Origin of the sequence: Mucilaginibacter rigui (assembly GCF_014773275.1) — a bacterium.
GTDB lineage: Bacteria > Bacteroidota > Bacteroidia > Sphingobacteriales > Sphingobacteriaceae > Mucilaginibacter > Mucilaginibacter rigui_A.
Genome location: NZ_JACWMW010000005.1, coordinates 88117 through 111736 on the forward strand (window position 1 = coordinate 88117; position 23620 = coordinate 111736).

General features: G+C 43.1%; 21 protein-coding genes. 4 read left to right on the plus strand and 17 right to left on the minus strand.

Annotation, left to right across the window (positions count from 1 at the left end):
* Window positions 1–232: 232 nt before the first annotated feature.
* Together IDJ75_RS18860 and IDJ75_RS18865 are read right to left on the minus strand one after the other, a co-directional pair.
* Window positions 233–1183 (minus strand): FecR family protein, encoded by a 951-nt coding sequence (locus IDJ75_RS18860; protein WP_191177214.1) that lies wholly within the window; start codon window positions 1181–1183, stop codon window positions 233–235.
* A gap of 77 nt (window positions 1184–1260) precedes the next feature.
* Entirely contained in the window at window positions 1261–1848 is a 588-nt protein-coding gene (locus IDJ75_RS18865) for an RNA polymerase sigma-70 factor (protein WP_191177215.1), read from the minus strand.
* Between the two features lie 174 nt (window positions 1849–2022).
* On the opposite strand from IDJ75_RS18865, the gene IDJ75_RS18870 reads away from it, so the two are divergent.
* On the plus strand, window positions 2023–3570 hold the full coding sequence (locus IDJ75_RS18870) for a DHA2 family efflux MFS transporter permease subunit (protein ID WP_191177216.1): 1548 nt from the start codon (window positions 2023–2025) through the stop codon (window positions 3568–3570).
* Between the two features lie 86 nt (window positions 3571–3656).
* A complete protein-coding gene (locus tag IDJ75_RS18875) occupies window positions 3657–4580 on the plus strand; it encodes a hydroxypyruvate isomerase family protein (RefSeq protein ID WP_191177217.1) in 924 nt (307 codons plus the stop codon).
* 1 nt (window position 4581) lies between these two features.
* On the opposite strand, the gene IDJ75_RS18880 is transcribed toward IDJ75_RS18875, so the two are convergent.
* The 11 genes from IDJ75_RS18880 to IDJ75_RS18930 form a co-directional block, all read right to left on the minus strand.
* On the minus strand, window positions 4582–6651 hold the full coding sequence (locus tag IDJ75_RS18880; protein WP_191177218.1) for a T9SS type B sorting domain-containing protein: 2070 nt from the start codon (window positions 6649–6651) through the stop codon (window positions 4582–4584).
* A gap of 120 nt (window positions 6652–6771) precedes the next feature.
* Window positions 6772–7974: a hypothetical protein gene (locus IDJ75_RS18885; protein WP_224746675.1), complete on the minus strand. Its 1203-nt coding sequence runs from the start codon at window positions 7972–7974 to the stop codon at window positions 6772–6774.
* Between the two features lie 73 nt (window positions 7975–8047).
* Complete coding sequence (locus IDJ75_RS18890) at window positions 8048–8854, minus strand: helix-turn-helix domain-containing protein (RefSeq protein ID WP_191177219.1); 807 nt, start codon at window positions 8852–8854, stop codon at window positions 8048–8050.
* A 92-nt stretch (window positions 8855–8946) separates the two neighbouring features.
* Window positions 8947–9831 carry an oxidoreductase gene (locus IDJ75_RS18895; RefSeq protein ID WP_191177220.1) on the minus strand — a complete coding sequence of 295 codons (885 nt, stop codon included), beginning with the start codon at window positions 9829–9831 and terminating at the stop codon, window positions 8947–8949.
* Window positions 9832–10179: 348 nt separating this feature from the next.
* Complete coding sequence (locus IDJ75_RS18900; RefSeq protein ID WP_191177221.1) at window positions 10180–12348, minus strand: outer membrane protein assembly factor BamB family protein; 2169 nt, start codon at window positions 12346–12348, stop codon at window positions 10180–10182.
* A 276-nt stretch (window positions 12349–12624) separates the two neighbouring features.
* Complete coding sequence (locus tag IDJ75_RS18905) at window positions 12625–13725, minus strand: hypothetical protein (protein WP_191177222.1); 1101 nt, start codon at window positions 13723–13725, stop codon at window positions 12625–12627.
* Window positions 13726–13824: 99 nt separating this feature from the next.
* Window positions 13825–14616 carry a hypothetical protein gene (locus tag IDJ75_RS18910; protein ID WP_191177223.1) on the minus strand — a complete coding sequence of 264 codons (792 nt, stop codon included), beginning with the start codon at window positions 14614–14616 and terminating at the stop codon, window positions 13825–13827.
* A gap of 13 nt (window positions 14617–14629) precedes the next feature.
* The gene (locus IDJ75_RS18915; protein WP_191177224.1) at window positions 14630–16183 is read right to left on the minus strand and encodes a phosphatase PAP2 family protein; all 1554 of its coding nucleotides are present in this window, start codon (window positions 16181–16183) and stop codon (window positions 14630–14632) included.
* A gap of 7 nt (window positions 16184–16190) precedes the next feature.
* A complete protein-coding gene (locus IDJ75_RS18920; protein WP_191177225.1) occupies window positions 16191–17132 on the minus strand; it encodes a hypothetical protein in 942 nt (313 codons plus the stop codon).
* Between the two features lie 182 nt (window positions 17133–17314).
* Window positions 17315–17872 carry a hypothetical protein gene (locus IDJ75_RS18925; RefSeq protein WP_191177226.1) on the minus strand — a complete coding sequence of 186 codons (558 nt, stop codon included), beginning with the start codon at window positions 17870–17872 and terminating at the stop codon, window positions 17315–17317.
* A gap of 139 nt (window positions 17873–18011) precedes the next feature.
* Window positions 18012–18704: a class I SAM-dependent methyltransferase gene (locus IDJ75_RS18930; protein WP_191177227.1), complete on the minus strand. Its 693-nt coding sequence runs from the start codon at window positions 18702–18704 to the stop codon at window positions 18012–18014.
* A 170-nt stretch (window positions 18705–18874) separates the two neighbouring features.
* Between IDJ75_RS18930 and IDJ75_RS18935 the strand changes: the two genes are divergently transcribed.
* Window positions 18875–19255 carry a VOC family protein gene (locus IDJ75_RS18935; protein ID WP_191177228.1) on the plus strand — a complete coding sequence of 127 codons (381 nt, stop codon included), beginning with the start codon at window positions 18875–18877 and terminating at the stop codon, window positions 19253–19255.
* Window positions 19256–19431: 176 nt separating this feature from the next.
* Here the strand turns inward: IDJ75_RS18935 and IDJ75_RS18940 are convergent, their stop codons facing one another.
* Both IDJ75_RS18940 and IDJ75_RS18945 read right to left on the minus strand, forming a co-directional pair.
* Window positions 19432–20307: an SDR family oxidoreductase gene (locus tag IDJ75_RS18940; protein WP_224746676.1), complete on the minus strand. Its 876-nt coding sequence runs from the start codon at window positions 20305–20307 to the stop codon at window positions 19432–19434.
* Window positions 20298–21461, minus strand: a complete 1164-nt coding sequence (locus IDJ75_RS18945; RefSeq protein ID WP_191177229.1) for a zinc-dependent alcohol dehydrogenase — start codon at window positions 21459–21461, stop codon at window positions 20298–20300. The genes IDJ75_RS18940 and IDJ75_RS18945 overlap by 10 nt, the downstream gene beginning before the upstream one ends.
* A gap of 244 nt (window positions 21462–21705) precedes the next feature.
* Here IDJ75_RS18945 and IDJ75_RS18950 point away from each other — a divergent pair, with 244 nt between their 5' ends.
* Window positions 21706–22545, plus strand: coding sequence for an MBL fold metallo-hydrolase (locus IDJ75_RS18950; protein WP_191177230.1), 840 nt, complete (start codon window positions 21706–21708; stop codon window positions 22543–22545).
* 57 nt (window positions 22546–22602) lie between these two features.
* Here IDJ75_RS18950 and IDJ75_RS18955 read toward each other — a convergent pair whose 3' ends face one another.
* Together IDJ75_RS18955 and IDJ75_RS18960 are read right to left on the minus strand one after the other, a co-directional pair.
* Complete coding sequence (locus tag IDJ75_RS18955; RefSeq protein ID WP_191177231.1) at window positions 22603–22806, minus strand: helix-turn-helix domain-containing protein; 204 nt, start codon at window positions 22804–22806, stop codon at window positions 22603–22605.
* A gap of 2 nt (window positions 22807–22808) precedes the next feature.
* Complete coding sequence (locus tag IDJ75_RS18960; protein WP_191177232.1) at window positions 22809–23468, minus strand: DUF2975 domain-containing protein; 660 nt, start codon at window positions 23466–23468, stop codon at window positions 22809–22811.
* Between the last annotated feature and the right edge of the window lie 152 nt (window positions 23469–23620).

The following is a 23620-nucleotide window of genomic DNA, read 5'->3' on the forward strand; positions in this document are numbered from 1 at the left end:
GAAAATAGAGATATATTCATAGATTTGAATAAATTAAAGTGTTTGAAATTCAAGTGCAGCGTTCTCTGAATTCGACCTCTGAAACGTACACTTAATAATAACCCGGCATTTTAATCGCCCTGTTTCAAATCCCATTGAACAGGGTTTTTTATGTATTTATGTTCTCATATATCTTTTAATTTAGGTTAGTTGATAATTGGTTATCTATTTAAAATTGGTTTCTTATTTTTATTTAACAGCCTTTGCCTTTTAGCTGGTAGTCGGTGCCATCGGGCGTTACTTTACCCTTTACCAGTTTGGCTATTATCTTCATAATATTCTGCAGGGATACATTGGTAAAATTGGCAGATATAGAGCACTTGGTTAAGTTGGCATCAGCCTTTATCAGCACATTAAAGCGGTGCTTAACAGCATTCAGCACTTCGGGCAAAGGCATGTTCTTCACAATAAAATCGCCATCTTTCCAGCCGCTAAGCGCGGCAACATCAATACTTTTAGCTATAATAGCGCTGTGGTTTTTCTTAACAATGGTAACCCCCTGGGCAGGTGTTAAAAAAACTGTAGGGGCAGCTGATGAAACAACACCAACTTTACCCGTAACTACATCAACCTTTACAAAGCTGTCTTCAGGGTAAGCCTTTACATTAAAGCTTGTACCCAATACCTGTGTGCGAATATTGCCTGTGTGTACAATGAATGCTTTTGTAGCATTATGTGCTACGTCTAAAAATGCCTCACCTGTTAAGGTTATCTCTCTTTTATCGCCACGGAAAGCCTCAGGATAACTTAATTTACTACCTCCGTTCAGCCAAATCTTTGTACCATCGGCAAGGGTTAAGCTGGCAACCTGGCCGTTAACCGTACTAAATTGTTTTTGGGCAATGGGAGATACAATGTCCAATATCCTGATACGATTGTAAAAGCCTAATACCGATAAGGATGCAACAGCAAACAAAGAGGCAGCTACCATCCATTTTTTACCTGCCCCAACGCGCTTAACCGGCATTGCATCAATATTATTGATGATGCGGTTATAAACTTCCTTACTATCAAAACCTGCATTTTCGCCGGCCTCCGGCTGTTGGTTCAGCTGTAAGTCGTCAAAATAATGATGCACAAGTTTTTCCTGCAAAGCGCGGTCTTTGGCCTGTATTTTTTTTCTCAGAAAAGTAAACTTTCTCATGGTTTATATATGTAAGATGCAATTGTGAGTACTACCCCCCAAGTAAAATGAAAATATTTTTAAAGGACTACCCAGAATTAAAAAAGTGGGGTTAACAGGGCGGCAATTATCAACGGGAGGTAGTCGGTAAGACCGGTACGCAGGTAGCGCAGGGCAATGGTAATTTGGTTCTCAACTGTTTTAGTTGAAATATTTAAGCGGGATGCGATCTCTTTATTCGAAAGATATTCCTTACGGCTCAGTTTAAAGATCTGGCGGCATTTTTCGGGCAGGCGTTCAACATTGTTTTCCAGTATCGTGCTGATGTCGTTTTGCATCAGCTTGCTATCAGCAGTGTATTTTTCAGTAAGTGTTGCAATAGCGCTTAGGTCAAGCGTGGCTTTTTGAGTACGGATGTACATCAGCACACGGTTCTTTATAGCCACCTTTAGGTACCACTCCAGCGAGGTAATGTTCAAATGGTTTCTTTTTGCCCACAGATCAATAAATAACTCCTGTACCAGGTCCTCACAAACATCCCTATCCCTGAAAAGATTATAGGCAACCTGGTATATTTTGGATGAATATCTGTTGTACAGCAACTCAAACGCCTTACGGTCGTCTGCCCGCAACATGGCTATAAGCTCTGTATCGGGCCACATTTGGTATTCCTTATCTGGAAGCATAAATGAGACGGTAAATGGTTTGAATAATTGGTAGGGCATAATTACAAAGTTTATTTTAAATAAAAAACAATTACTTGCATTTCTATACACTAAGTAGGTTTAAACGCAACTATTACAAACCCATTATGGCATTAGCCGTTGGTTATTTGTAAGTTTACTTTATAAACCTATGGTATGGCAACAGTTGCGTTAGGCAGTAAGGCGGGCAAATGGATCATGGCATCCTCTATCATGGCATCGGCTATGGCATTTATTGATGCAACAGCATTGAATGTGGTGCTGCCATCGCTCCAAAAAAACCTCAATGCCAGCGGCACAGATCTCTTTTGGATCCTGAACGCCTACCTGCTGATGTTGGCCGCACTCATCCTTATTGGTGGTTCACTGGGCGATAAGCTTGGCCGCAAAAAGGTGTTTATGGTGGGGATACTCATTTTTATAGTAGGATCTGCCGCCTGCGGCTTTGCCTCGAGTGTTACCACGCTCGTTATGTTCCGGATGCTACAAGGCATCGGCGGGGCATTGATGATACCCGGCAGCTTGTCGCTCATCTCCTCTTCCATCAACCCAAATGAACGTGGAAAAGCCATTGGAACCTGGAGCGCATTTACCACCGTAGTTACCATGGGTGGCCCTGTTTTGGGTGGAGCCTTCGGCGATGCGGGCCTTTGGCGATACATATTTTTTATAAACATACCAATTGGTATCTTCGCACTCATCATCCTTGCGAAACAGGTAAAAGAGATCAAAGATGAAGACACTAAGCAAAGCCTTGACCTTGCCGGAGCTGTTGCCATAGCGCTTGGTTTGGCGGCCGTTACCTTTGGCTTTTTACGCACACCGGCGGTGGGTTTAAGCAGCTGGCAGGTATATACGTCATTAATTACCGGCGCATTGTTGTTAGTGGTTTTCGTAGTTATAGAAAAGAAGAGCAAATCGCCTATGATGCCCTTGCAACTTTTCAGCAACCTAACCTTTAGCGGCGCAAACCTTCTTACGTTTTTCCTGTATGCAGGGCTTGGCGCGGGTATGTTGTTTTTAGGGTTGAATATGGTGCAGGTACAGGGATACAGTCAGCTGCAGTCGGGCTTAACATTTTTGCCATTTACAGTATTAATGATCTCTATTGCCCGGTTCGCGGGCGCATTGGCAGATAAACACGGCCCGCGGCTATTATTAATTGCCGGGCCAGCACTGGCGGGTTTAGGCTTGCTGATACTATCATTCGTAAAACAAACCGCCGGGCCATCTGGCTACTGGACAACCTTTTTCCCGGGCATTGTGGTATTCGGACTTGGCATGTCGTTCACCGTAGCGCCGCTTACGGCAGCGGTTATGGGTTCGGTAAGTGATCATTTTTCAGGAACCGCATCGGGCGTTAACAACGCACTTACACGCATAGCCAATGTTTTTGCTAATGCGATATTGGGTGCATTGGCGGTACTGTTCTTCACCGGAGCCTTGCAGGGCGAGATCAAAAACATAAAACTGAACAATAAGCAAAAGCAGGAAGTTATAAAACAAAGCGTAAACCTGGGCAACGCCAAAGTGCCCGATACCCTCACCGGGCAGGATAAGATTACTATCCAAACAGCCTATAAAAACAGCTTTATAACCGCCTATGGTAAAATCATGCGCATCTCGGCTGGGTTGGGCTTTTTAGGTTCGTTAATGGCTGTGTTCTTCATCAAAAACAGTGCGGTAAAAAAAGGGAAAGGATAACCCATTCCCAATAAATCATATTACCGCCTTAATAATTACCGCAAAAAAATAAGATATTGCAGATTCCAATATCATAACCTATTACCATGAACAGAAACAGCTTTCTAAAAAACAGCTCATTATTAGCCGGTACCCTTTTAACCGGCACAGCAGTTATTGCCAATTCACAGCTTAAAAATACGGACAGTGCAGCAGGCAAGCCGTTTAACCTGAACTATGCCCCGCACGACGGGATGTTCAAGAACCTGGCCGGCAACAACTTCCTTGATCAGATCCAGTTCATGTACGACCAGGGTTTCCGCAGCATTGAAGATAACGGTATGGCTGGACGAAGTCCTGTCGAGCAGGAGAAAATAGGCAACCTGTTGGCTAAACTGGGCATGCAAATGGGTGTGTTTGTGGTTGATAAAGGCGGCAACGGTCAAAACACACTGACTGCAAACAAGCAGGAACATATCGACATATTTTTAAAGGGTTGCAAACAAGCCGTTGAGGTATCAAAACGCTGCGGCGGTAAACTGGCTACCGTGGTACCCGGAGATTTCACCCGTAACCTTCCGCTGGACATCCAGAACGCGAACGTAATAACCGCCCTACGCAAAGGCGCCGAAATATTAGAGCCTCACGGTATTGTAATGGTGCTTGAGCCCCTGAGCGATACGCCCGACCTGTACCTGCGTACATCGGCACAAACCTATATGATATGCAAAGGTGTTAACAGCCCAAGCTGCAAAATACTGTACGATATGTACCACATGGCCAAAAACGAGGGTAATATGATCAATAATATTAAACTTACGTGGGATGAGATAGCCTACTTCCAAATAGGTGATAACCCCGGCCGTAACGAGCCTACCACCGGCGAGGTGAACTACAAGAACATCTTTAAATTCCTGCACGAAAAAGGCTACAAGGGCGTTTTAGGTATGGAACACGGCAACTCCCGCCCAGGCAAAGAAGGCGAGCAACGCGTTATTGAAGCTTACAGGGAAAGCGATAATTTCTTGTAGATCATCTTAAAATTGTGACATTACCGCTTAAAACGGTACGATCATATAATGTAATAATATAATAATAAGTACCTACTGGCAATGGTTTGCCATTGCGGGTGCCGTTCCAGTTATTTTTATAATTTTTCATGCTGTAAACCCGGGCGCCGTTCCTGTTAAACACTTGTGTAAAGTTATCAAGCACATCCATGTTTTTAATTACCCAATAATCATTAACGCCGTCGGCATTAGGGGTAAATGTATTGGGCACCTTAATGTCCGATCGCACTATTATTTCAACAGCAGTTTCGGCTGTACAACCATCAGCATTTGTAACCACAAGCTTGTAAGTGGTATTTACAGCCGGTGTACTCATTACCGTTTTGGTATCGGTTGCGGTTAAAAAAGCTGTAGGGCTGCTCCATTGGTATAATTTTGCATCATTAGCGGTAAGAACAACAGTTTCGCCCTGATTAATAATTGTATTTGATGCGGTAATAAGAGCGGTAGCCTTGGCGTATTTAATATCTATTCGCACCCTCTCGCCTTCGCACCCTCCGTTACTTATAGCCACATAAAATGATGTACTGGCTGTTAAAACCGGAGTTTGATATATCCCATTGTTTGCTACTATAAAATTTTGGCTGGCATCATACCAGTTATAAACTCCGGCCCCGGCCGCACCATGCGCTATAATATTTACCACCCCGTCATCACACAATATTGGCTTATCGGCAGCGACATCATGCAGCGCACCGTCCGGAGAAGCAAAAATGTCTATTTGTTTAGTTTCGGTATTTATTATCCCATTATACAATGTAGTAACTTTAACAGTATACGTACCGGGCTGACTGAACTGATGCGAGGGATTACGTTGATCTGATACATTATCCGCCCCTGACGCGGGGTCTCCAAAGCCCCAGGTAATGCTGTCAAAATTATTGATAGGCGATACCAGATTAAACGATGTAGCCCCGCCAAAACAAATACCTGTAGTATTAATAGTTATACCGGTACTTGTAGTAACATAAGCAGGTGGCAAACCCAATTTGGCTCGTTTGCCATTAAGATAAACGGCTTCGGCAACAAAATCACAGCCTGGGCCTTCTGTATTGGGGGAATTTATAACATGCAGATAATTCTGGTCAAATTGGCTTAAATATATTTTATTATCTGGCGCCAACTGTAATGCGCCATATCCCGCAGATATAGATAAAACTATTCCCTTATCACTAACCTGCCCGTTAGTAAAAGGCAGTTTTACCTGGTAAAGTTTGCATCCTACAGATATTTGGTATTCGGTTATATACAGCAATTTACCATCAGGCGAAAACTCTATACCATAAGGGTTGGTATTGGATGTAAAGCCCCTTAAAGTATGCGCATTGCTTATATACCCCAGGCTGGTATCAAAACTAAAAGTTTCAACAAAGCCTTCATTTTCATCATAACTTGCCAATGCAAGGGTTTTCCCGTCGGGTGATGCTTTTAAGTAGCCAATCCCACTGGTTAAATCACCTTTATTAAGTGTACCAATTGATGTGGAAGACGAAGGGGTGGTAGGGATTCCATTAGCAGTAATTAACCACGTTACAAAAGTATTATTGTTTGCTTCGTGCGCTATTAACCAAATATCTTTACCATTGGCATGCCTTACAGCAGCAATTTTTTCTGTGGAAAAGGTTAATAAAAATTGATTTTTTTGAGTGATTTCCCCCAATCCCCCATCTTTTGCAATATCAACTGTTGAGTAATCTAACTCGCCGTTATTTGTTTTGGTAGTAAAAATATAGTAAATATCGTCACTCCCCGGCTTTTGCACTATAAGTGTTTGGGTAGCGGACACCTCGCCACTTAAACCGGAGCCATTAAGCATAATAGCATTTTGTTTATTCCAAACTGTTATGCCATCGGTATAAAATAAAATATTTCCATTATTATCGGCCACACTGGCGCAAGCTTCAATTGCAGATAATTGTCCATTAGTTAATGAAACGGGAGCTCCCTGGTTAAAGTCGAGCCCGGCATATTCACCAAAATACCATATATTATTGCTTTTTTGTGCAAACGATCTGTTAATGCATAACAGCATTACAATTGTTAGTAGTAATGTTTTAGTAAAAACGCAGAGGCATTTATAGTGCATTATAAGTCTATTCCGTAATACTACCAGAAATGAAGTTACTAAATTTGATTATAAAAGCAGGTTTTTTTATAACTTATTTAAAGGTTCATAAGCATATACCACATGATAGGGCGTATTTTTCAGCTTGGCAGACATCTGCCCGATGCCCAGATTTTCGGCCTGCGGGGTTGGCTCGCAAACGGAGTAGGTTTTGCCGTTATAAACAATTGGGTCGCCAATGGGTTTGCTAAATTCTACTGCCATAGTTATGTGGGTTGGATATAACAGGGCTATCATGGGTAGGTTATAGATCTCTTTCACCAGATAAAAGAATAAAGCGGCCCGGTCATCGCAGTCGCTATAGTTTGAGGCCAACGTTTCGCCCGGCGACAGACGTTTCTCCTTGCCGAAATTATCGTTATCGTTCTCATACAAAAAAGCATAACGCGTAAAACGCATCAGGTAATCCACACCTTTTTTCTCATCCATCCCTTTCATGTTCCTTTTTAACAATGGGATAAGTGAGCCATAGGTTTCTTTACTCAGTGGGATGTTAAAATACGTTTCAAAACTAACGCCCGGGTAATTGGTGAACGCCTTTTGCTGGTCGGTATTCAGTTTTACTTTAAAATGGTACTGTTTCCTGTCGTAAACAAATGATACGTCCTTTTCAATAGCATTCTCGGGTTTAAAGTCGGGCATTAAAGTAACCTTGTATGAAAATGCTTTTGTTGCCGCCGCAATGGGGATACTTACCGGCACCGGTGGGTCGTCGTTAAGGTTTGTGTTGGCGTAATCATGTATATTCAGGCATACAAACTGTTTACCATCTACCATAAAATAAGGGATATCGCTAATATCCTCGTTATTGTACACATAAAAAATAACCTTTTGGTGGGATATGGCCAACCGGGCATCATAACCCGATTTACTTAGCATAAACCATTTGTAAAAGGTGTATTGGCCGTAATTATCTTCCTTAGGGCTTATTTGCTGCGCCACCCTGCGGATAAGCTGGTAATACAGCCAGTCGTTAAGCTGATGCTCTGCCTTGTAGGCCAAAAGAGAATCGATAACAGGCTGATATTTTGCGGCGCTGAGATCTGTGTATCCCTTTTTAAAGCTTGCGGCGGTAAATTGCTGCGGTATATCAACAGCAACAGATCTATCAACCGTAACCAGGAATGGATCTTTATAAAAATCAACACGTACCTGTTGCCCCTGCCCTTTTACGGCAGTAAAACACACTGCAAAATACAGTGTAAGCAAAAAGCCGGAAAGCGCACGCATCAGCTTAACAATTTGGTTATATTAAATGTACGCATAATTAACGTTCAATTAACACAAAAAGTTATTTTTTTGCCTATAATTTTGATGGTGCAATGCCGTATTTATTCTTAAACGCGAAGGAAAAGTGCGACAGATCCTCAAAACCCAGTTCCAGGTAAACATCTGACGGGGCTTTGCCTTTTTCTTTTATCAAATAATGCGCTTCCTGTAACCTGCGCTGCTGTAACCAGCGGCTGGGTGTAAGTTTAAAAACCTTCTCAAAATCGCGCTTAAAGGTTGCCAGGCTGCGGCCGGTTAAGTAGGCAAACCTTTTTAGCTGCACATTAAAGTGGAAGTTTTTTTCCATAAAGCCTTCCAGGTCAATTTTACCGGGTTCGCTAAAATCAAAAAGGATGTCTTTTAGTTCGGGTTGCATCTGTAATAGCAATAATATGGCTTCGCGCAGCTTTAAGTCCTGCAGTTTATCGTTCATCACAACATCATCCTGCTGGTACGGCAGCAACGATTGCATAAAACTTTTATATAATCCGTTACTTTTAAGCATAATAACAGCATCGCCTTCATAATGCCCGGCAGCCTTGTAGCCATACTCTATACTAAAATTGCGCAGTGTTTGCTGGTCGAGATAAACAGATACGGATTTAAACTCGCCGTTTGTAGGTGGTTGTTTTACAAATTTAACCAACTGGTTGCGCCTGATAAACCTGAAATCCCCCTCATTAAAAACCATTTGTTTTTCACCCGCAGTCATCGTAAATACACCCGAAACCTGATAACTAAATACATGCTCGGGTACAAACTGCTCGCCCTCCCTGTTACGGGTAAAATAGCAAGAGTATGCTATTTTGGGCTTTTCGGATACATATGTTTTAAGGGGCATTGTTTTTTGGTTAGTAGTGAGTGGCTGATTGTGTGAGTAGTTGCCGCTTTTACATCTATTTAACCACTCACACAATCAACTATTCACCAAATTTACTTCTTCAAATTCAAATATCTTTTACCATGCTCGGTTTCCAGAAAATTCTCGGCATCGTCGGCATCTGTAGATATGCTGATGCTTTCCCATTTCTCCAACTCCCTAAGCTTAGCCGCTTCCGAATGTTTTACAATAGCAACGGCTTCGCTGCCCAACAGTAAATGCAAAGGCGGCTCGGGGTTGTTTACAATATCTATCATTACCTTGGCAGCTTTAGCGGGGTCGCCAATAGGTTTGAATGAGCCGCTTTTGAATGCGTTTACCCTTGTATCCACCGTAGTTTCGTAACCCTCAACCTGTGGCGCATAGGTCATCGAATCGCCGGCCCAATCGGTACGGAAACCACCCGGCTCAACACAAGTTACTTTGATGCCTAAGGAAGCAATCTCAACCGCCAAACCTTCGCTAAAGCCACTAAGGCCAAATTTAGCTGCCTGGTAAATGCTCACGCCACCGCTACCCACCCTTCCACCTATCGAACTGATCTGCAATATATGGCCATTGCGTCGCTTACGCATATAGGGTAATACAGCGCGGGTTATTTCTATCGGTGCATACAGGTTTGTTTCTAACTGACTGCGCACCTGCTCATCGGTGTAGGCTTCAACTGCACCGGTAATTCCAAAACCGGCGTTATTTACCAGTACATCAATCTTTCCAAAATGGTTAACGGTGTCGGCAATGGCCTTATGCACCTGTTTGTAATCGGTTACATCTAATTTTACCGGGTAAACCTGTCCGGGATATTTAGCAGCCAGTTCTTGTAAACTATCAGTATTACGGGCTGTTGCTGCTACTTTATCTCCAGTGGCAAGTACTGCTTCTGTAAGGCTGCGCCCTAATCCACGGGAACTGCCTGTTATAAACCAAACTTTTGTCATTGTTATATTGTTAATTTTTTATACAAAAGTAGTCTTGATTAATCACTTCCGCTTTGTTGAAAAGCTCAAGATACTTTGTTAAAACGTTCACTGGTTTATTATATTTCTTTCACCGTCCGGACATCCTACCCTGTTTACGACTATCTAAAAGCGCTTAAAGCTTTTAAACCGGTTTACATTTGCGACTCCCTGCCACTCCTTTAACATTAATATTTTGGTATTGAAAACAAAACGGGCAATAAGCTCCATTTCATCATTAACTTTAGTGAGCAGCCGCAGAGATCAACGTCGATGGCTTTGAGGCTAAATTGGTTATACCCGCAACACCCATCACCCGTAAAATAAGCCTTACTTTGACGGCAGCGCGAAAGCCACATAACTATCGCCCGATGGGGTATTCATTTTACCCCCGCCGCAGGCTATTACAATATACTGCCTGCAATTCAGCTCATAAACCGATGGTGTGGCGTAACCCGGTGCAGGCAAGGAAACTTCCCAAAGCAGTTTGCCGGTTTTTTTATTAAAAGCGCGGAATTTACCATCCTTTGTAGCCGCAATAAACAACAGCCCTCCTTTGGTTATTACAGATGCCCCATAGTTTTCAGTACCGGAGTCGTCCTTACCATGCGGAAACACCGGATCGTTACCCAGGGTTGTTCTCCAAACCAGTTTACCCGTATTCAGGTTAATAGCGTTCAGCGTTCCCCATGGTGGTGCAATTGCAGGATAGCCTTCCTTACTCAGGAATTTATTATAACCCACTATAGAATAAGGCACTTTAAACATGTCATCTTTATGGCTATCGGCATTTATAAACGGCTTTAGCTGTTCTGCGCTGATATTTAAAACATAGGATGCAATAGCCTTACGCTCAGCAGCTTTTAGCTGCCTGAATGCTGGCATCATCCGCCTGCCCGATTGCAACAGGGTATCAAACGCTGCCGGTTTATATTTCCTCTCGATGTTGATAAGCGATGGGAATGTACCCGATCCCTTACGGTCGGCCCCGTGACAGGTCATGCAATTGGCTTTAAACAAGCGCTGACCTGCCTGCAGGTTGGTTTCATTTGCTTTTTCCTTATTATTATTTAAGGGGATGGCCTGTATGATCCAGGCCGTTTGATTGGCATTAACATATAAAATGCCACTTTCAGGATCGTAGGACGGGCCACCCCATTCGGCACCGCCATCTAAACCCGGATATACTACCGTGCCCTGTAAGGATATGGAATTGAACATATGATCTGTCTTATAATTCCTGAACGCCTTTAACACCTGTTGTTTGGACGAATCGGGCAAATACGGGTTTATATCGCTCTCGTTAAAACGTTGGCTCATAAAAGGTGCTGGCAAGGTTGGATATGGCTGCGTTTTAGAAAGCTTCTCTCCTGCCAGGTCGGTAAAAGTGGGTACAGGTTTTTCTACAATGTCATATACAGGCTTACCGGTAACCCTGTCAAAAGTAAATATAAAGCCTGTTTTGGTGGCGATAGCCACAGCCTCAATATCCTTTCCATCCTTTTTTATGGTAACCAGCGCCGGTGCCGATGGGATATCTTTATCCCAAACATCATGATGGATATCCTGAAAATGCCATATCAGTTTCCCGGTTTTGGCATCAAGCGCCAGCAGGCAATCGGCATAAAGGTTATTGCCCAAACGGTTGCCGCCATACCAATCGTAGCTGGCAGAGCCTGTGCAACCGTAAACTATACCCCGTTTTTCATCCAAACTAAAGCCGCTCCAAACATTAGCGCCGCCAATAAATTTATAGGCGTTGGGGTCTTCCCATGTTTCATAACCCGGTTCGCCGGGATGCGGGATGGTATGGAAGATCCAAAACTGTTTACCGGTGCGTACGTTATAGGCACGGATATGCCCGGGTGCTGCATGCGAACCTTCGTCAACCCGGGTGCCCATGATCATGATATCGCCATAAATAATAGGTGGAGAACTGGCCGTAACAAACAGATCTGCAACATCACGGCCAAGGCCATCGTGCAGATCAATTTTACCCTTATCCCCAAAGCTGTTAACCGTTTTACCGGTGGCAGCATTAATACAATACAAATATGGCCCTGCCGCGTAAAACACCCGTTTATCATCCCCACTACTCCAATAAGCCACCCCTCTTGAGTTGTTCATAATAAAAAACATACGCTTATCGCTGGCCAATGAATCAAAGGGGTTAAACTGCCACTTCTCATGCCCGGTAGCGGCATCAATAGCAAAAAGTTTCATTTTTGGCGTGGTGCCATACATCACGCCGTCTATTACGATGGGGTTGCACTGGATCTGCGAATGGTTTGCCGAATCAGCATCACGGGTGTGGTACGTCCAAGCTACCTGCAATTGCTTTACATTGCTGGTATCTACCTGTTTTAATGATGAGTAATGGATGTTCTCGTTAGAGCCTTTATACTGCGGCCAGCCTTTGTAGTCCTTTTTTTGAGTACAGCCAAAGGTAAATATGGCAACAACAGCCACCAATGTTGATCCGGCGAATATCTTCCTCATGTATAATTGGTTGAGGCATTTAAGTTACGCCATTATTTTCTTTTTATGCAATTACTGCGGACAGATCGCTTTTAAAATATTTGGATATAACGAGGCTTCGATGGATACTGCTATTATAACATATGGATTTTCAGCTTCAGCAAAGCCATCTAACGATCCTCCTAATTTTAAAACGCTCTTGTCTCTGCGGCTCTCTGTTAAAAACTCCGTCACCTCTGTGGTTAAATGATAAAGGCCGGGAACCACCCCGACCTTCACTTACATAACCATTATATATTAAAGCTTAAACGATACACCTACGTTTACGGCGTAATCTGCAAAGGCAGCATCGCCCTGGGTGTAAACGCCCGTTAACTGTGTGCTGATCTTATCAGGAGTGCTCTGGATCCTGTCGCGTACCATGGCGATAGGCACGTAAGTATAAACCGAGAATCTCTTTAACCTGTATGTTACGCCCGGCTCGGCAGATATGATATAACCAGGCCTGCGGAAACCATTGCTGCCGCCTATCAGATCTTTTGCGGGCAGGCACTCTTCGCGTACACCTGCCGAGAAGTTGAATTTGCCCACGCCATAGTTGGCGCCAACCCTTATCATAAACTGATCGGGCACGCTCATCACATCGCTGCCGTTTGCAATGGATTTAGCTGATGGCACGCCGCCACGTGCAGACGATACACCGTTTTGCTCGCGCGGGTTCATCATGTAGTAAAACGTACCATACAAACCAAAGTTGTGTGTAAAGTTGTAGTACCCGTTCAATTCAGTGATGATACCTGTACCGCCATCACCCAATTGGATAGACTGATCTACAGGGCCTAATAGCTTTGTACCGCCCGGGCCGGTATTCTGAAAATAATCCTGGTAGTTGTAGCTGCCTGTAGGCAATTTTAAACCTAAGCCGGCCTGTATATTTCCTTTACGTGCTTTTTCGGGATTTAACAACCATGCATATACTTTAACACTCACATCGCCAATGCCGAACGATTTTGTTTCGTGCCTTTCTTTACCACCATGCTCATATAATGATGAACGGGTGTTGTTTAGTACAGGCACATCTACCGCAAACGACCAGCGGTTATTGAATATACGGGTAAGGGTAAAATCCTGCGCGAAGGAGTGGTTGATAACATTGGTACCTAAGGCAATACGTTGTTTTTGTTCTTCTTTCCCTACAAAGTGCTTGTATGAACGGTAATACCTGCTGTTGGCGTTAAAAAGCCATGCACCGCCTGATGTAGTGCTATCAGGGTGTTCGTCCATAGCGCACAGGCCACCGGTACTGCGAATAGCCACGCAGCCTTGTGCGTTAACTGTTGTATTATTAAAAAGCAGGTATATAGCAATACTGATAAGGAATTTGTAAGTAAATTTCATGTTTGTGTGATATGTTATAAGTAAATATTTAATACAGCTAACCTTTCGGTTAGCTAACCTGTAACACAGGGTTTATAATTGGTTGAAAGCCTCTTCTGATTAATGTGTTTTTTGGAACGACTGTATAGTGATATTTGAGGATACTTGCTTAATTGCGAACCACAATGCTATAAGGGTGCCGTAGCTACCGCCACGTTCTATAAATTCAAACACCTCATAATGCGGATACAGTAACTCGCTTGCAATTTTCCAGATGATGAATATGAGCAGCACGCTACGGATAGGTTTGATCAATACAACCAGAGCTGATGCAATTTCAAAAACACCAATAAATTGGGCAACCCTGCCAGGGTTTGAAAACCCGACAGATGCATACTGACCAAGCAAACCTTTCTTCTGGATAAGGTTTAACCAGCCATGGCCCATTAGTAGTAAAAAACCTACAACCTTTAAACAAGTAAATACATTTTTAATGGTTTTGGCGTCGACTGCCGCATTAGGATCAATGCGCGCAAACAACTGCCTGAAGTTTTTAATACCGCCCGAAAGGATAAGCATGGCAAGCGGGGCACCAAAGTTACCCGCACGCTCAATAAATTCAGCAAATGGCTCGCCTGATGCCGGGCGTAAAAATGCTGTAACAGCACCCCACATAACCAGCCATAAAGCAATAGCGCGCATAGGGTAAGCAAGCATTATAATGCCCAGCAAAATATCAGCCATACCAACCCATGGCATTAAACTATAGGCCGTATCAGTATCAATTCCAAACACGGCGAAGTAATTGCACCATATTTGTTTGGTAATGATGCCAAACATACCATGCCCTATAAAGCACATAGCTATTGCTATACGCAAAACGTAATGTATTTTTTGTTCGGTCTTAAGCATAATCCATCGCCTCTTAGTTTCCTGCCCCGTCTGCTTTACCCCTGTTAACGGCATATTCGCCAACCTTTATACCTGTTTGCAAACCAACTTCACAATCGCTGCGGTAGTGGATAGCGCCGTACAAACGCGACATAGCCGCTTCATTTGCCATGTCCATAAAGGCTTTCGCTTTTTCGGGCACTATGTACCCCAAAACAGTTGCCGCAGCACCGCTAAAGTTTGAGTGGCCCGATGTGTACGACGGGAAGTTAGGTATGCCTGTTAATGTTTTTATATTCATTACCATTTGTGTTGGGCGCGGGTTAAAGTAAAAGTACTTGGCATCCCAGCATACAATAGCGGCGTCCATTTCGGCCATGTTTAATAAGGCAAGGTTACGCGCCCAGCGTACTTCGCTGTAGTTGTGTTTAACAAACTCATCGGCGGCAATATTATTCCAGTGTCCCGGAGGGGTTACTGTACCAACGCCATCAGCCCAAAACGCAACAATGCGCTCATGCTCGCGGCTATGATCATTGCTCATGGCCAACACCTCGTCAGATTCTTTTTTAAATTCAGGGGTGTTAGTTCCGTATGGCGGTGCCGGGCGTAAAGCCACTACGGTTGCCGTTGGGAACAGAAATGGGGTAACCTTTGTAAACAATGGCAACATTGGCGGGCGTTTTGGTAGTTCAAGGCTTATCCATGGGGTGTTGCCCGCTGCTGCGGTGTTATCCTCTAATGCTTTCCAGTCTTCAGGTTTGCCAATAGCTGCGCCTGCCTTATCGGCACGGGCGCGTGCTAAAAACACGTCAGCTACCTGCCTGCCTAATGATTCGCCTGCATCCATATCCGAGCGGGTATTGGCACCTGCCATTATACGGTACAGTTTTTCTTCAGCAGCTTTTTGGCGGATGTAATCCAGGTCGCCGGGGAATAGTAATTCCATCATTTTAGTGGTAACGCCGGCTACTACAGCATCTTCACTCGGATATGCGGGCAGCTCTGATTTAGGTACAAGCGCCTGTATTGCCGCATCTGTTTTGTATGGTGCCGGGCGGTTAAACTGTTTTTTGAACTTCCAGGCCTGTACAAGTGCATCGTACTGCGCCGCACTCACATAAGCATAAGCACGCGCAGCATAGGGCGGGTTTGAAAATGGGAACAGCGGATAAGCAAGCGGGTTAGCCGCACTTGGTGCGGGGTATGTTCCGTCATCATTTTGATATGGCGGCAGGTTATGCTTAGCCACAAGCTCGCGTAAGATCTCGTTCCACCTTAATACCGAACCTGCGCTCCAATATTTAATAATATTTTTCTGCTCGCTGGTAAGATTACGCTGATAGCTTTTTATCTCGTTCAGGTCGGCAAGGTAATTCGGTGTTATAACTGCATCCGGTGTAGCAACAGTAAATGTACTCGAGGCCGTTAATACAGGTGTCCAGGTATCAGCGTTCAAATCAATATTGGTTGGCGCCAGCGCAGGGTAGTTCTGGTTACGCTCCTGGATGTCTTTTTTACATGATGAATTGAAAACCGATACGGCGATCATCATGGCAGGTAATATATAGGATATACTTTTTTTCATCACTTTCTTATTTATCAGATTTATCCTTTTTAACAGAAAATACATAGTACACGCCGCCAAAAACCGATAGATTTTGGCCAACGTTACGGCCTTTTAACACATAGTTACCACCGGCAGTAAGCTCAAGGCCGGCGATAGACTGAAACATGTACTTAAATACACCACCGGCCAGTGTAACATCCATGTTGTTACTTGGGAACGGCATGTTGTTTTTGGTGATATCAAAGCCACCAATGGTATTTACTTTGGTTAATGTGGCCTCGGCATTAAACTTTAAGCTGCGGTAACCTGTGCTAAACAAAAAGTTTGTAGCGTTTGGCATGGCCACCTGGTTGGTGTAATGCATTTCGGTAGTATAGTAAGAGTCGCGGTCAATAGTAATATTGTCCTTGCGCACGTACTGGCCGGCACCGGCAACAAAAAACCTGCCTACCTGGTAGTTTACCAATCCGCGGAGGGCAATGCTTTTGGTCTGCATCCCTAATGATAGTGGCAGGAAATCGGCCTGGTAGTTGCCAACCGGAATAACACCCGATACTATTGCATGTAAACTTAATAAGCCACGGCCTACTTCCTGTTTAACAGCTAACCATTTAACGGCAAGGCTAATATCCTGCACACCGCTTTCCCCCCTGAGGGTACCGGCAGATGCGTTTGTTTTGATGTAAGGTATCATAAACAACACGTTAATACGGTTACTTAAACCGTAGTTACCACCTACTGCGTAAATATTACTGCTGATTGTTCCTAAATTCAGGTTTTCGCGTTTAAAAGTACCTTCCCAGTAATGATCCCAACTGTTGTGGGTATATATACCGGCGGCGCAGAAATAGTTTTTAGGTATCATTAAAGCATCTGTTTCGGTTTGCGCGTTTACTTTTTGGGAGAAAACAGCACAAACTAAAAATGCCATACAATACCTGGTTATATATTGTAAATATCTTTTCATGTAATGGTTAATAATTAGAAAAAGGAATATTAGCGTAAGCACCAGCTGCTAAAAATCTCACAAATTAGTAGCTGGTGCTTAATTTATCTTAAAGCCATTGTAAACATCCTGGCTGTTTACGACAAAACGCACCTGGCTGGGTTACCGGATTAAGAAATAATAAGTTTATTGAAATATATTAATCAGCCGATGTGGTTTGGCGGTTTGCCCGGTGATTCAATATAAGGATGGGATAATTTGGAAGATGCAGGGTTCTCTCTCCTGTCAATAGAATTTTCAAAGCTTAAAAAAGCATAATTAACCTCGGGGTTGTTATACTCTGATATTGGAGATGAAGAAGTTTTTTTTGCCGGAGCCTCCTGCCCTTTTTTGGTTAAGGGGGCATCGCTCACATTTTTAGCGAGAATTATATTGGCGTTAAAAAGTTTGGTTTTAACACTATTGGCCACACAAACCAAAAACATGGTGTCGCGGGTCATTTTAACACCAACATAATTGTAAAAACCATCCTTTAGCTGTACTTGCCCCTGCACACGTTCGTAATCGGGCCAATCGGTCATCCCGGGATTGTTTACCGGTATTTTTACCTGTACAAGCTGTGTGGCATCTACTTTATTTTCGTAAATTTCTTTTGTGATCTGTAATTCGGAACGATGAATGAAATATTGGAAGACGAGGCTATAGCCACCCGTATTAAACAGGTGTACACTTAAAAGCAATATAGCCAGAAATCTTCTCACCAATGGTTAGTATTAGGTACTATAGGCTTGTAAATTTATATAATAAATTGATTATCACAAAAAAATTACAAAAAAAATAAAACAAATTAGTTTTGGCTGTTTTTTATAGATTTCTTGGGTAAGCGGTGTTAGCCTGCTCCTAATTCACCAAGGTAAGCCTGGCTAAATACTGATCAAACCCATCGTTAAATAAAACCTCCGTTACCCAACCCTCTTCAGCTGCAACAATTGTTAATGTTTCCTGATCGATATAAAGCCATTTGAACCAATCTGTTTTTTGGCCTTTGTAAACATACTGGTAAGATAACTCCCCGTAGTAATCATCACTATCCGGCAGTTCACCTTCATACAAATAAACAATATCGGATGAATCGAAGATGAGGCGCCCACCCTCATTTAGCAAAGTTTTGGCATGCTGCAAAAATACACGCAGATGTGCAATAGTACCGCAAAGCCCTATCCCGTTCATCAATAATAATAAGGTATCGTATTTTTCTGTGTGATAATCAAAAATATCCTTAGCTATAGCATGCTTTACACCACGCTGCAACATAATGGTTACGGCCAGTTCTGATATATCCAGCGCAGTTACATCTAATCCAGATTCCTGCAATATTAAGGCGTGACTGCCCGCACCTGCGCCTATATCCAGTACCTTTCCGTAGCAACTCTTCAAAGCCATAATTTCGAGGTCGGGCAGTTCATCTTCGGTACGGAAATACACATCCAATGGCATCTCCTCTTTTGGGCCGTAGGTATTGTTTATCCAAAGTTTATGCTTACTGTTTTGTTTAAAATAATCAAACAGGGCGTTACCAAATATATCTTTCAAGTGGTTGATAGTTTATAGGGCAAAGAAAAGCATTGCGTATTAAAGTTGGTAACAATTTTTACCCACAACAGTAATAACAGATTTGGTAATATCCGAAAATAGATGGAAATTGCCCCAAGGGTTATTTACATAAAAATCATATCTTTCTAAATCGTAAAACACATATAAAAATGAAAAAAGTAACGGGCCTGGGCGGCATATTCTTTAAATGCGACAATCCGCAGAGTATGAACGAATGGTACGCCAAAAACCTTGGACTGGGTACGAGCGAATACGGGACAACCTTTGAGTGGCGGCAGGCCGACGATCCGTCGAAAACAGGATCTACATCCTGGTGTACTTTTCCACAGGATACCAAATATTTCAATCCGTCGGCTAAGCCATTTATGATTAATTACCGGGTAGAAAATATAGTTGAGCTGGTGGATGAACTAAGGAAGGGAGATGTAACCATCGTTGATGAAATTGCGGAATATGATTATGGTAAATTTGTTCATGTGCTGGACCCCGAGGGGAATATTATTGAACTTTGGGAGCCCAAGGATGAATAAAGCAACGTAGCTAACAGCGTAAGTTACCTATGCAAATATTTTTTGTTAGAACTTAAAAGGCCCTCCTAACAATGTTAAGGGGGCCTCACATATTAACATGAAAAAAAATTGTTATTGGTAAAACCCAACAGGTTTATATAAATACATTATCCTTTTTACCTGTTTACAGTGGTTTATTATCCGTTTACTACTTCGCCGCCGTTGATGTGGATTACCTGCCCCGTTATAAATGAGGCATCATCTGAAGCGAGAAACACATAAGCAGGGCCCAGTTCTGATGGTTGCCCGGCACGTTTCATGGCCGTTTCGCTACCAAAATCTTTTATCTTTTCCTCATCAAAGGTTGATACGATGAGTGGCGTCCATACCGGGCCGGGGGCAACCGCGTTTACACGAATGTTCTTTTTTACCAGGTTTGTTGCCAGAGATCGCGTAAATGTGGTAATAGCACCTTTTGTTGATGAATAATCTATGAGATTTGGTGATGAGCGATAAGCCGTAACCGAAGTAGTGTTGATAATAGTGTCTCCGGCTTTCAGGTGATCCAATGCCGCCGTGGCGAAATGAAAATAGGCGAAGATGTTGGTTTTAAATGTGGTTTCCAGCTGCTCTTCGGTAATATCTTTAAATTCCTTTTGGGGCGTTTGTACGCCGGCGTTGTTCACCAAAATATTCAGCTTACCTAATCCGGCCACCGTTTCTTCTACGGCGCTACGGCAAAAATCACGGTCTTTCACATCGCCTTGTATCAGTAGGCACTGCCTTCCTTCGGCTTGCACAAGCCTTTGTGTTTCTTCAGCATCTTGGTTCTCTTCCAAATATACAATTGCCACATCAGCCCCTTCGCGCGCGTAATGCACCGCAATGGCCCGGCCAATGCCACTGTCGCCACCGGTTATCAAGGCAACTTTATCATGTAGTTTCCCGGCAGCTTTGTAGTTTGATTTGATATACTCAGGCCGCGGGTCCATTTCGGCTTCTATTCCTGGCTGATGGCCTTGCTTTTCAGGCACCTGTATTCCTTCTTTATTTTCCATATTGATTACTCCCATGGTTTTAAAACAACCTTTACGCAGTCGTCTTCTTTTTTGTCAAACATTTCATAACCTTTTGCTACCTCGCTTAGCGGTAAGGTGTGACTGATGATATCATCCAGCACAACCTTTTCTTCTTTAACAAGGTCAATAAGGTGGTCTATATAATTTAGTACCGGCGCCTGCCCCTGCCTGATGGTTAACCCCTTATCAAACATTCGGTGCATCGGGAAGTTGTCGTAAGTGGAACCATAAACACCCATAATGGTCACAGTACCACTTCTGCGCACAGCTTTAAAGGCCATATCCAATACTTTCATGCTGCCTACTTCAAAATTCACTAATGCTTTGGCTTTATCAAGAAGTGTGCGTTCGGGCTCAAAGCCTACGGCATCAACACAAACATCAGCCCCGCGCCCCCCTGTCATTTCACGGATGGCTTCTACCACATCAACCTCATCGGGATTAAGCGTATCTACGTTGTTTACCGCGCGTGCTTTTTCTAAGCGGTAATTTAATGGGTCGATAGCGATAACCCGGCTTGCACCGTTTATCCAGGCGGCCTTTTGGGCCATCAGTCCAACCGGACCCGATCCAAAAATGGCCACTACCTCTCCGCCCTTAAGTTGCGCCCAGTCAATAGCCGACCACCCTGTTGGGAATATATCCGTCAGGAAAAGCACTTGCTCATCGGTCATATTGTCGGGTACTATCCTTGGGCTGATATCTGCATAAGGTACGCGTACATATTCGGCTTGTCCGCCGCTGTAGCCGCCATACAGGTCGGTGTAACCAAATAAGGCAGCGCCTTTTTGATCCATCATATCCCCATTGGGGCCGTAATGTTTATAGTTGGAGTTTTCGCAGCTTGGCGAAGCGCCGTGGTTACAAAAAAAACAATGCCCGCAAGCTATCGGGAATGGTACAACCACGCGATCACCTTTTTTAAGGTTGGTAATGGCCGAGCCTACCTCTTCTACAATACCCATAAACTCGTGGCCCATAATCATATCACTGGTTTGTGGTACGCCCCCGCTTAGGATATGCAGATCGGATCCGCAAATGGCTGTTGATGTTACTTTTAGAATAACATCCCTCGGGTCTTCAATACGCGGGTCATCAACGGTGTCGTAGCTAATGTCGCCTGGTTTGTGAAATACTGCTGCTTTCATGAGTTTTTATTTTACAAGTTGTTAGTTAATCATACAACACCCACAATCAAATTATAGTTTTAAGAAATAAAATATTGTTTTACGGTATTTAAATTTCTTACAGATTAGTGTTTAAGGCAATTAAAAAATCAGTAATTACCGCATTTTTTAAGGTTTAATTAACATACGCATCTTCATATAAAAAAACGATGCGAATGATTTGGTTAAACCCTTAACTTCACGCCCAATTATATGCTTAAATACTATGAAGCTACACACTATTGATACCGGCTTTTTTAAACTCGATGGCGGCGCAATGTTTGGCGTTGTACCAAAATCGCTGTGGAATAAAACTAACCCTGCTGATGCTAACAACCTTTGTACCTGGGCCATGCGTTGCCTGCTGATAGAAGACGGCAAACGCCTGATACTGGTTGATACCGGCATAGGCAACAAACAGGATGAGAAGTTTTTTAGTCATTATTACCTGCATGGCGATGCCACAATGGATAGCTCATTGGCTGCCAAAGGCTTCCACCGTGATGATGTAACCGATGTTTTTTTAACCCACCTGCATTTTGACCATGTTGGCGGCGCGGTTATACGTAGCGGCGAAAAACTACTCCCGGCTTTTAAAAACGCCACATATTGGAGCAACCCCCAGCATTGGGACTGGGCCGTGAACCCAAACGACCGTGAGAAAGCATCGTTTTTGAAAGATAATATTTTGCCGATACAACAAAGCGGCCAGCTTAAGTTTATTGACGCTATAGATGGCGTAACTTTTACCGACGATATTAGCATACGGTTTGCTTATGGCCATACTGATGCCATGATGCTGCCGCAGATCAGTTATAAAGGCAAACAGGTTTTATATATGGCCGATCTGCTGCCATCTACCGGGCACCTGCCCCTGCCTTATGTGATGGCTTATGATATGTTCCCGCTGAAAACATTGACGGAAAGAAAAGCCTACTGGAACGAGGCTGTTGAAAAAGGATACATCCTTTACCTGGAGCACGATCCAATAAACGAGTGCTGCACACTTCAACAAACTGAGAAAGGCATTAAGGTGAAGGAAACGTTTAGGTTAGATGAGATATAGGTGAACCTCTAAATGCTAAATTTTAGCGGATACTGTTAAAAAATTAGGTTTTAAAGTTTAGGGTTTATATTCTAATATATCCCCGGGCTGGCAATCCAAAGCTGTGCAAATAGCTTCTAAAGTTTCTATACGGATGGCTTTGGCTTTCCCGGTTTTTAGAATAGACAGGTTAGAAATGGTGATACCCACTTTGTCGCTCAATTCGTTTAGCGACATTTTACGCCGCGCCATCATTACATCAAGGTTAATTATTATGGGCATGGCTATATGGTTAACTCCTGTTCTTCCTTTAATTTGCCACCTTGTTCAAAAGCTCCGGCCAGGATAAATATCAGCATAGCGCCAAGCAGCAAACCCCAATTAAATGTTACGGTATTGATCACATTTAAAGGCGCATGTATTAATATGGTTTGTTTAATATAATCAGTCCATTGGTAGGCAAAATCGGCAATGGCATAAATAATCAATCTTATCCCAATTTTCCGGATCAGCTTAATACATTGGGGGTCAAACATTCTCCCGTTATAAATATCTACTATTACCCTATTACAAAACGATGCCATGTATAATAATATGCGTATCATGAGGAAAGCTAATAATACCCGGCAAACCTTTAACCACTCGGGCGTTTTACCGCTTGCATCCACCACACGTATGTTTGCCGTTACATTTATATCCCTCAATAAATAATCTTTACCTATTTGCAGCGTATCATTTTTTGTACCCGGGATGATATTACCCTGTAATACAGCATCTAAGGCCGGGCCCGATGGTGTATGGGCATTTAACTCATCATTTGTGCTGCTAAATGAGTCGGCCCAACCATCGGCAAACCCTCTGTAAAGGCTTGGCGCATAGGTTTGCAGAAAAAACAATGCAAAAGTGATGTAAACAAGAATTTGCAACGTGCGTATTTTTTTCATTATTGCTAAATAGATGGATGCAAATAAAATTAATATTCATCAAAAAACAAAATATATTTATTGAATTACAATAAATATTAATCTCAAATCAACCAATCATTCATATTGTTCATTTTATAGTAAAATACTGGCTTTGTTAGGTAGAAAGTATT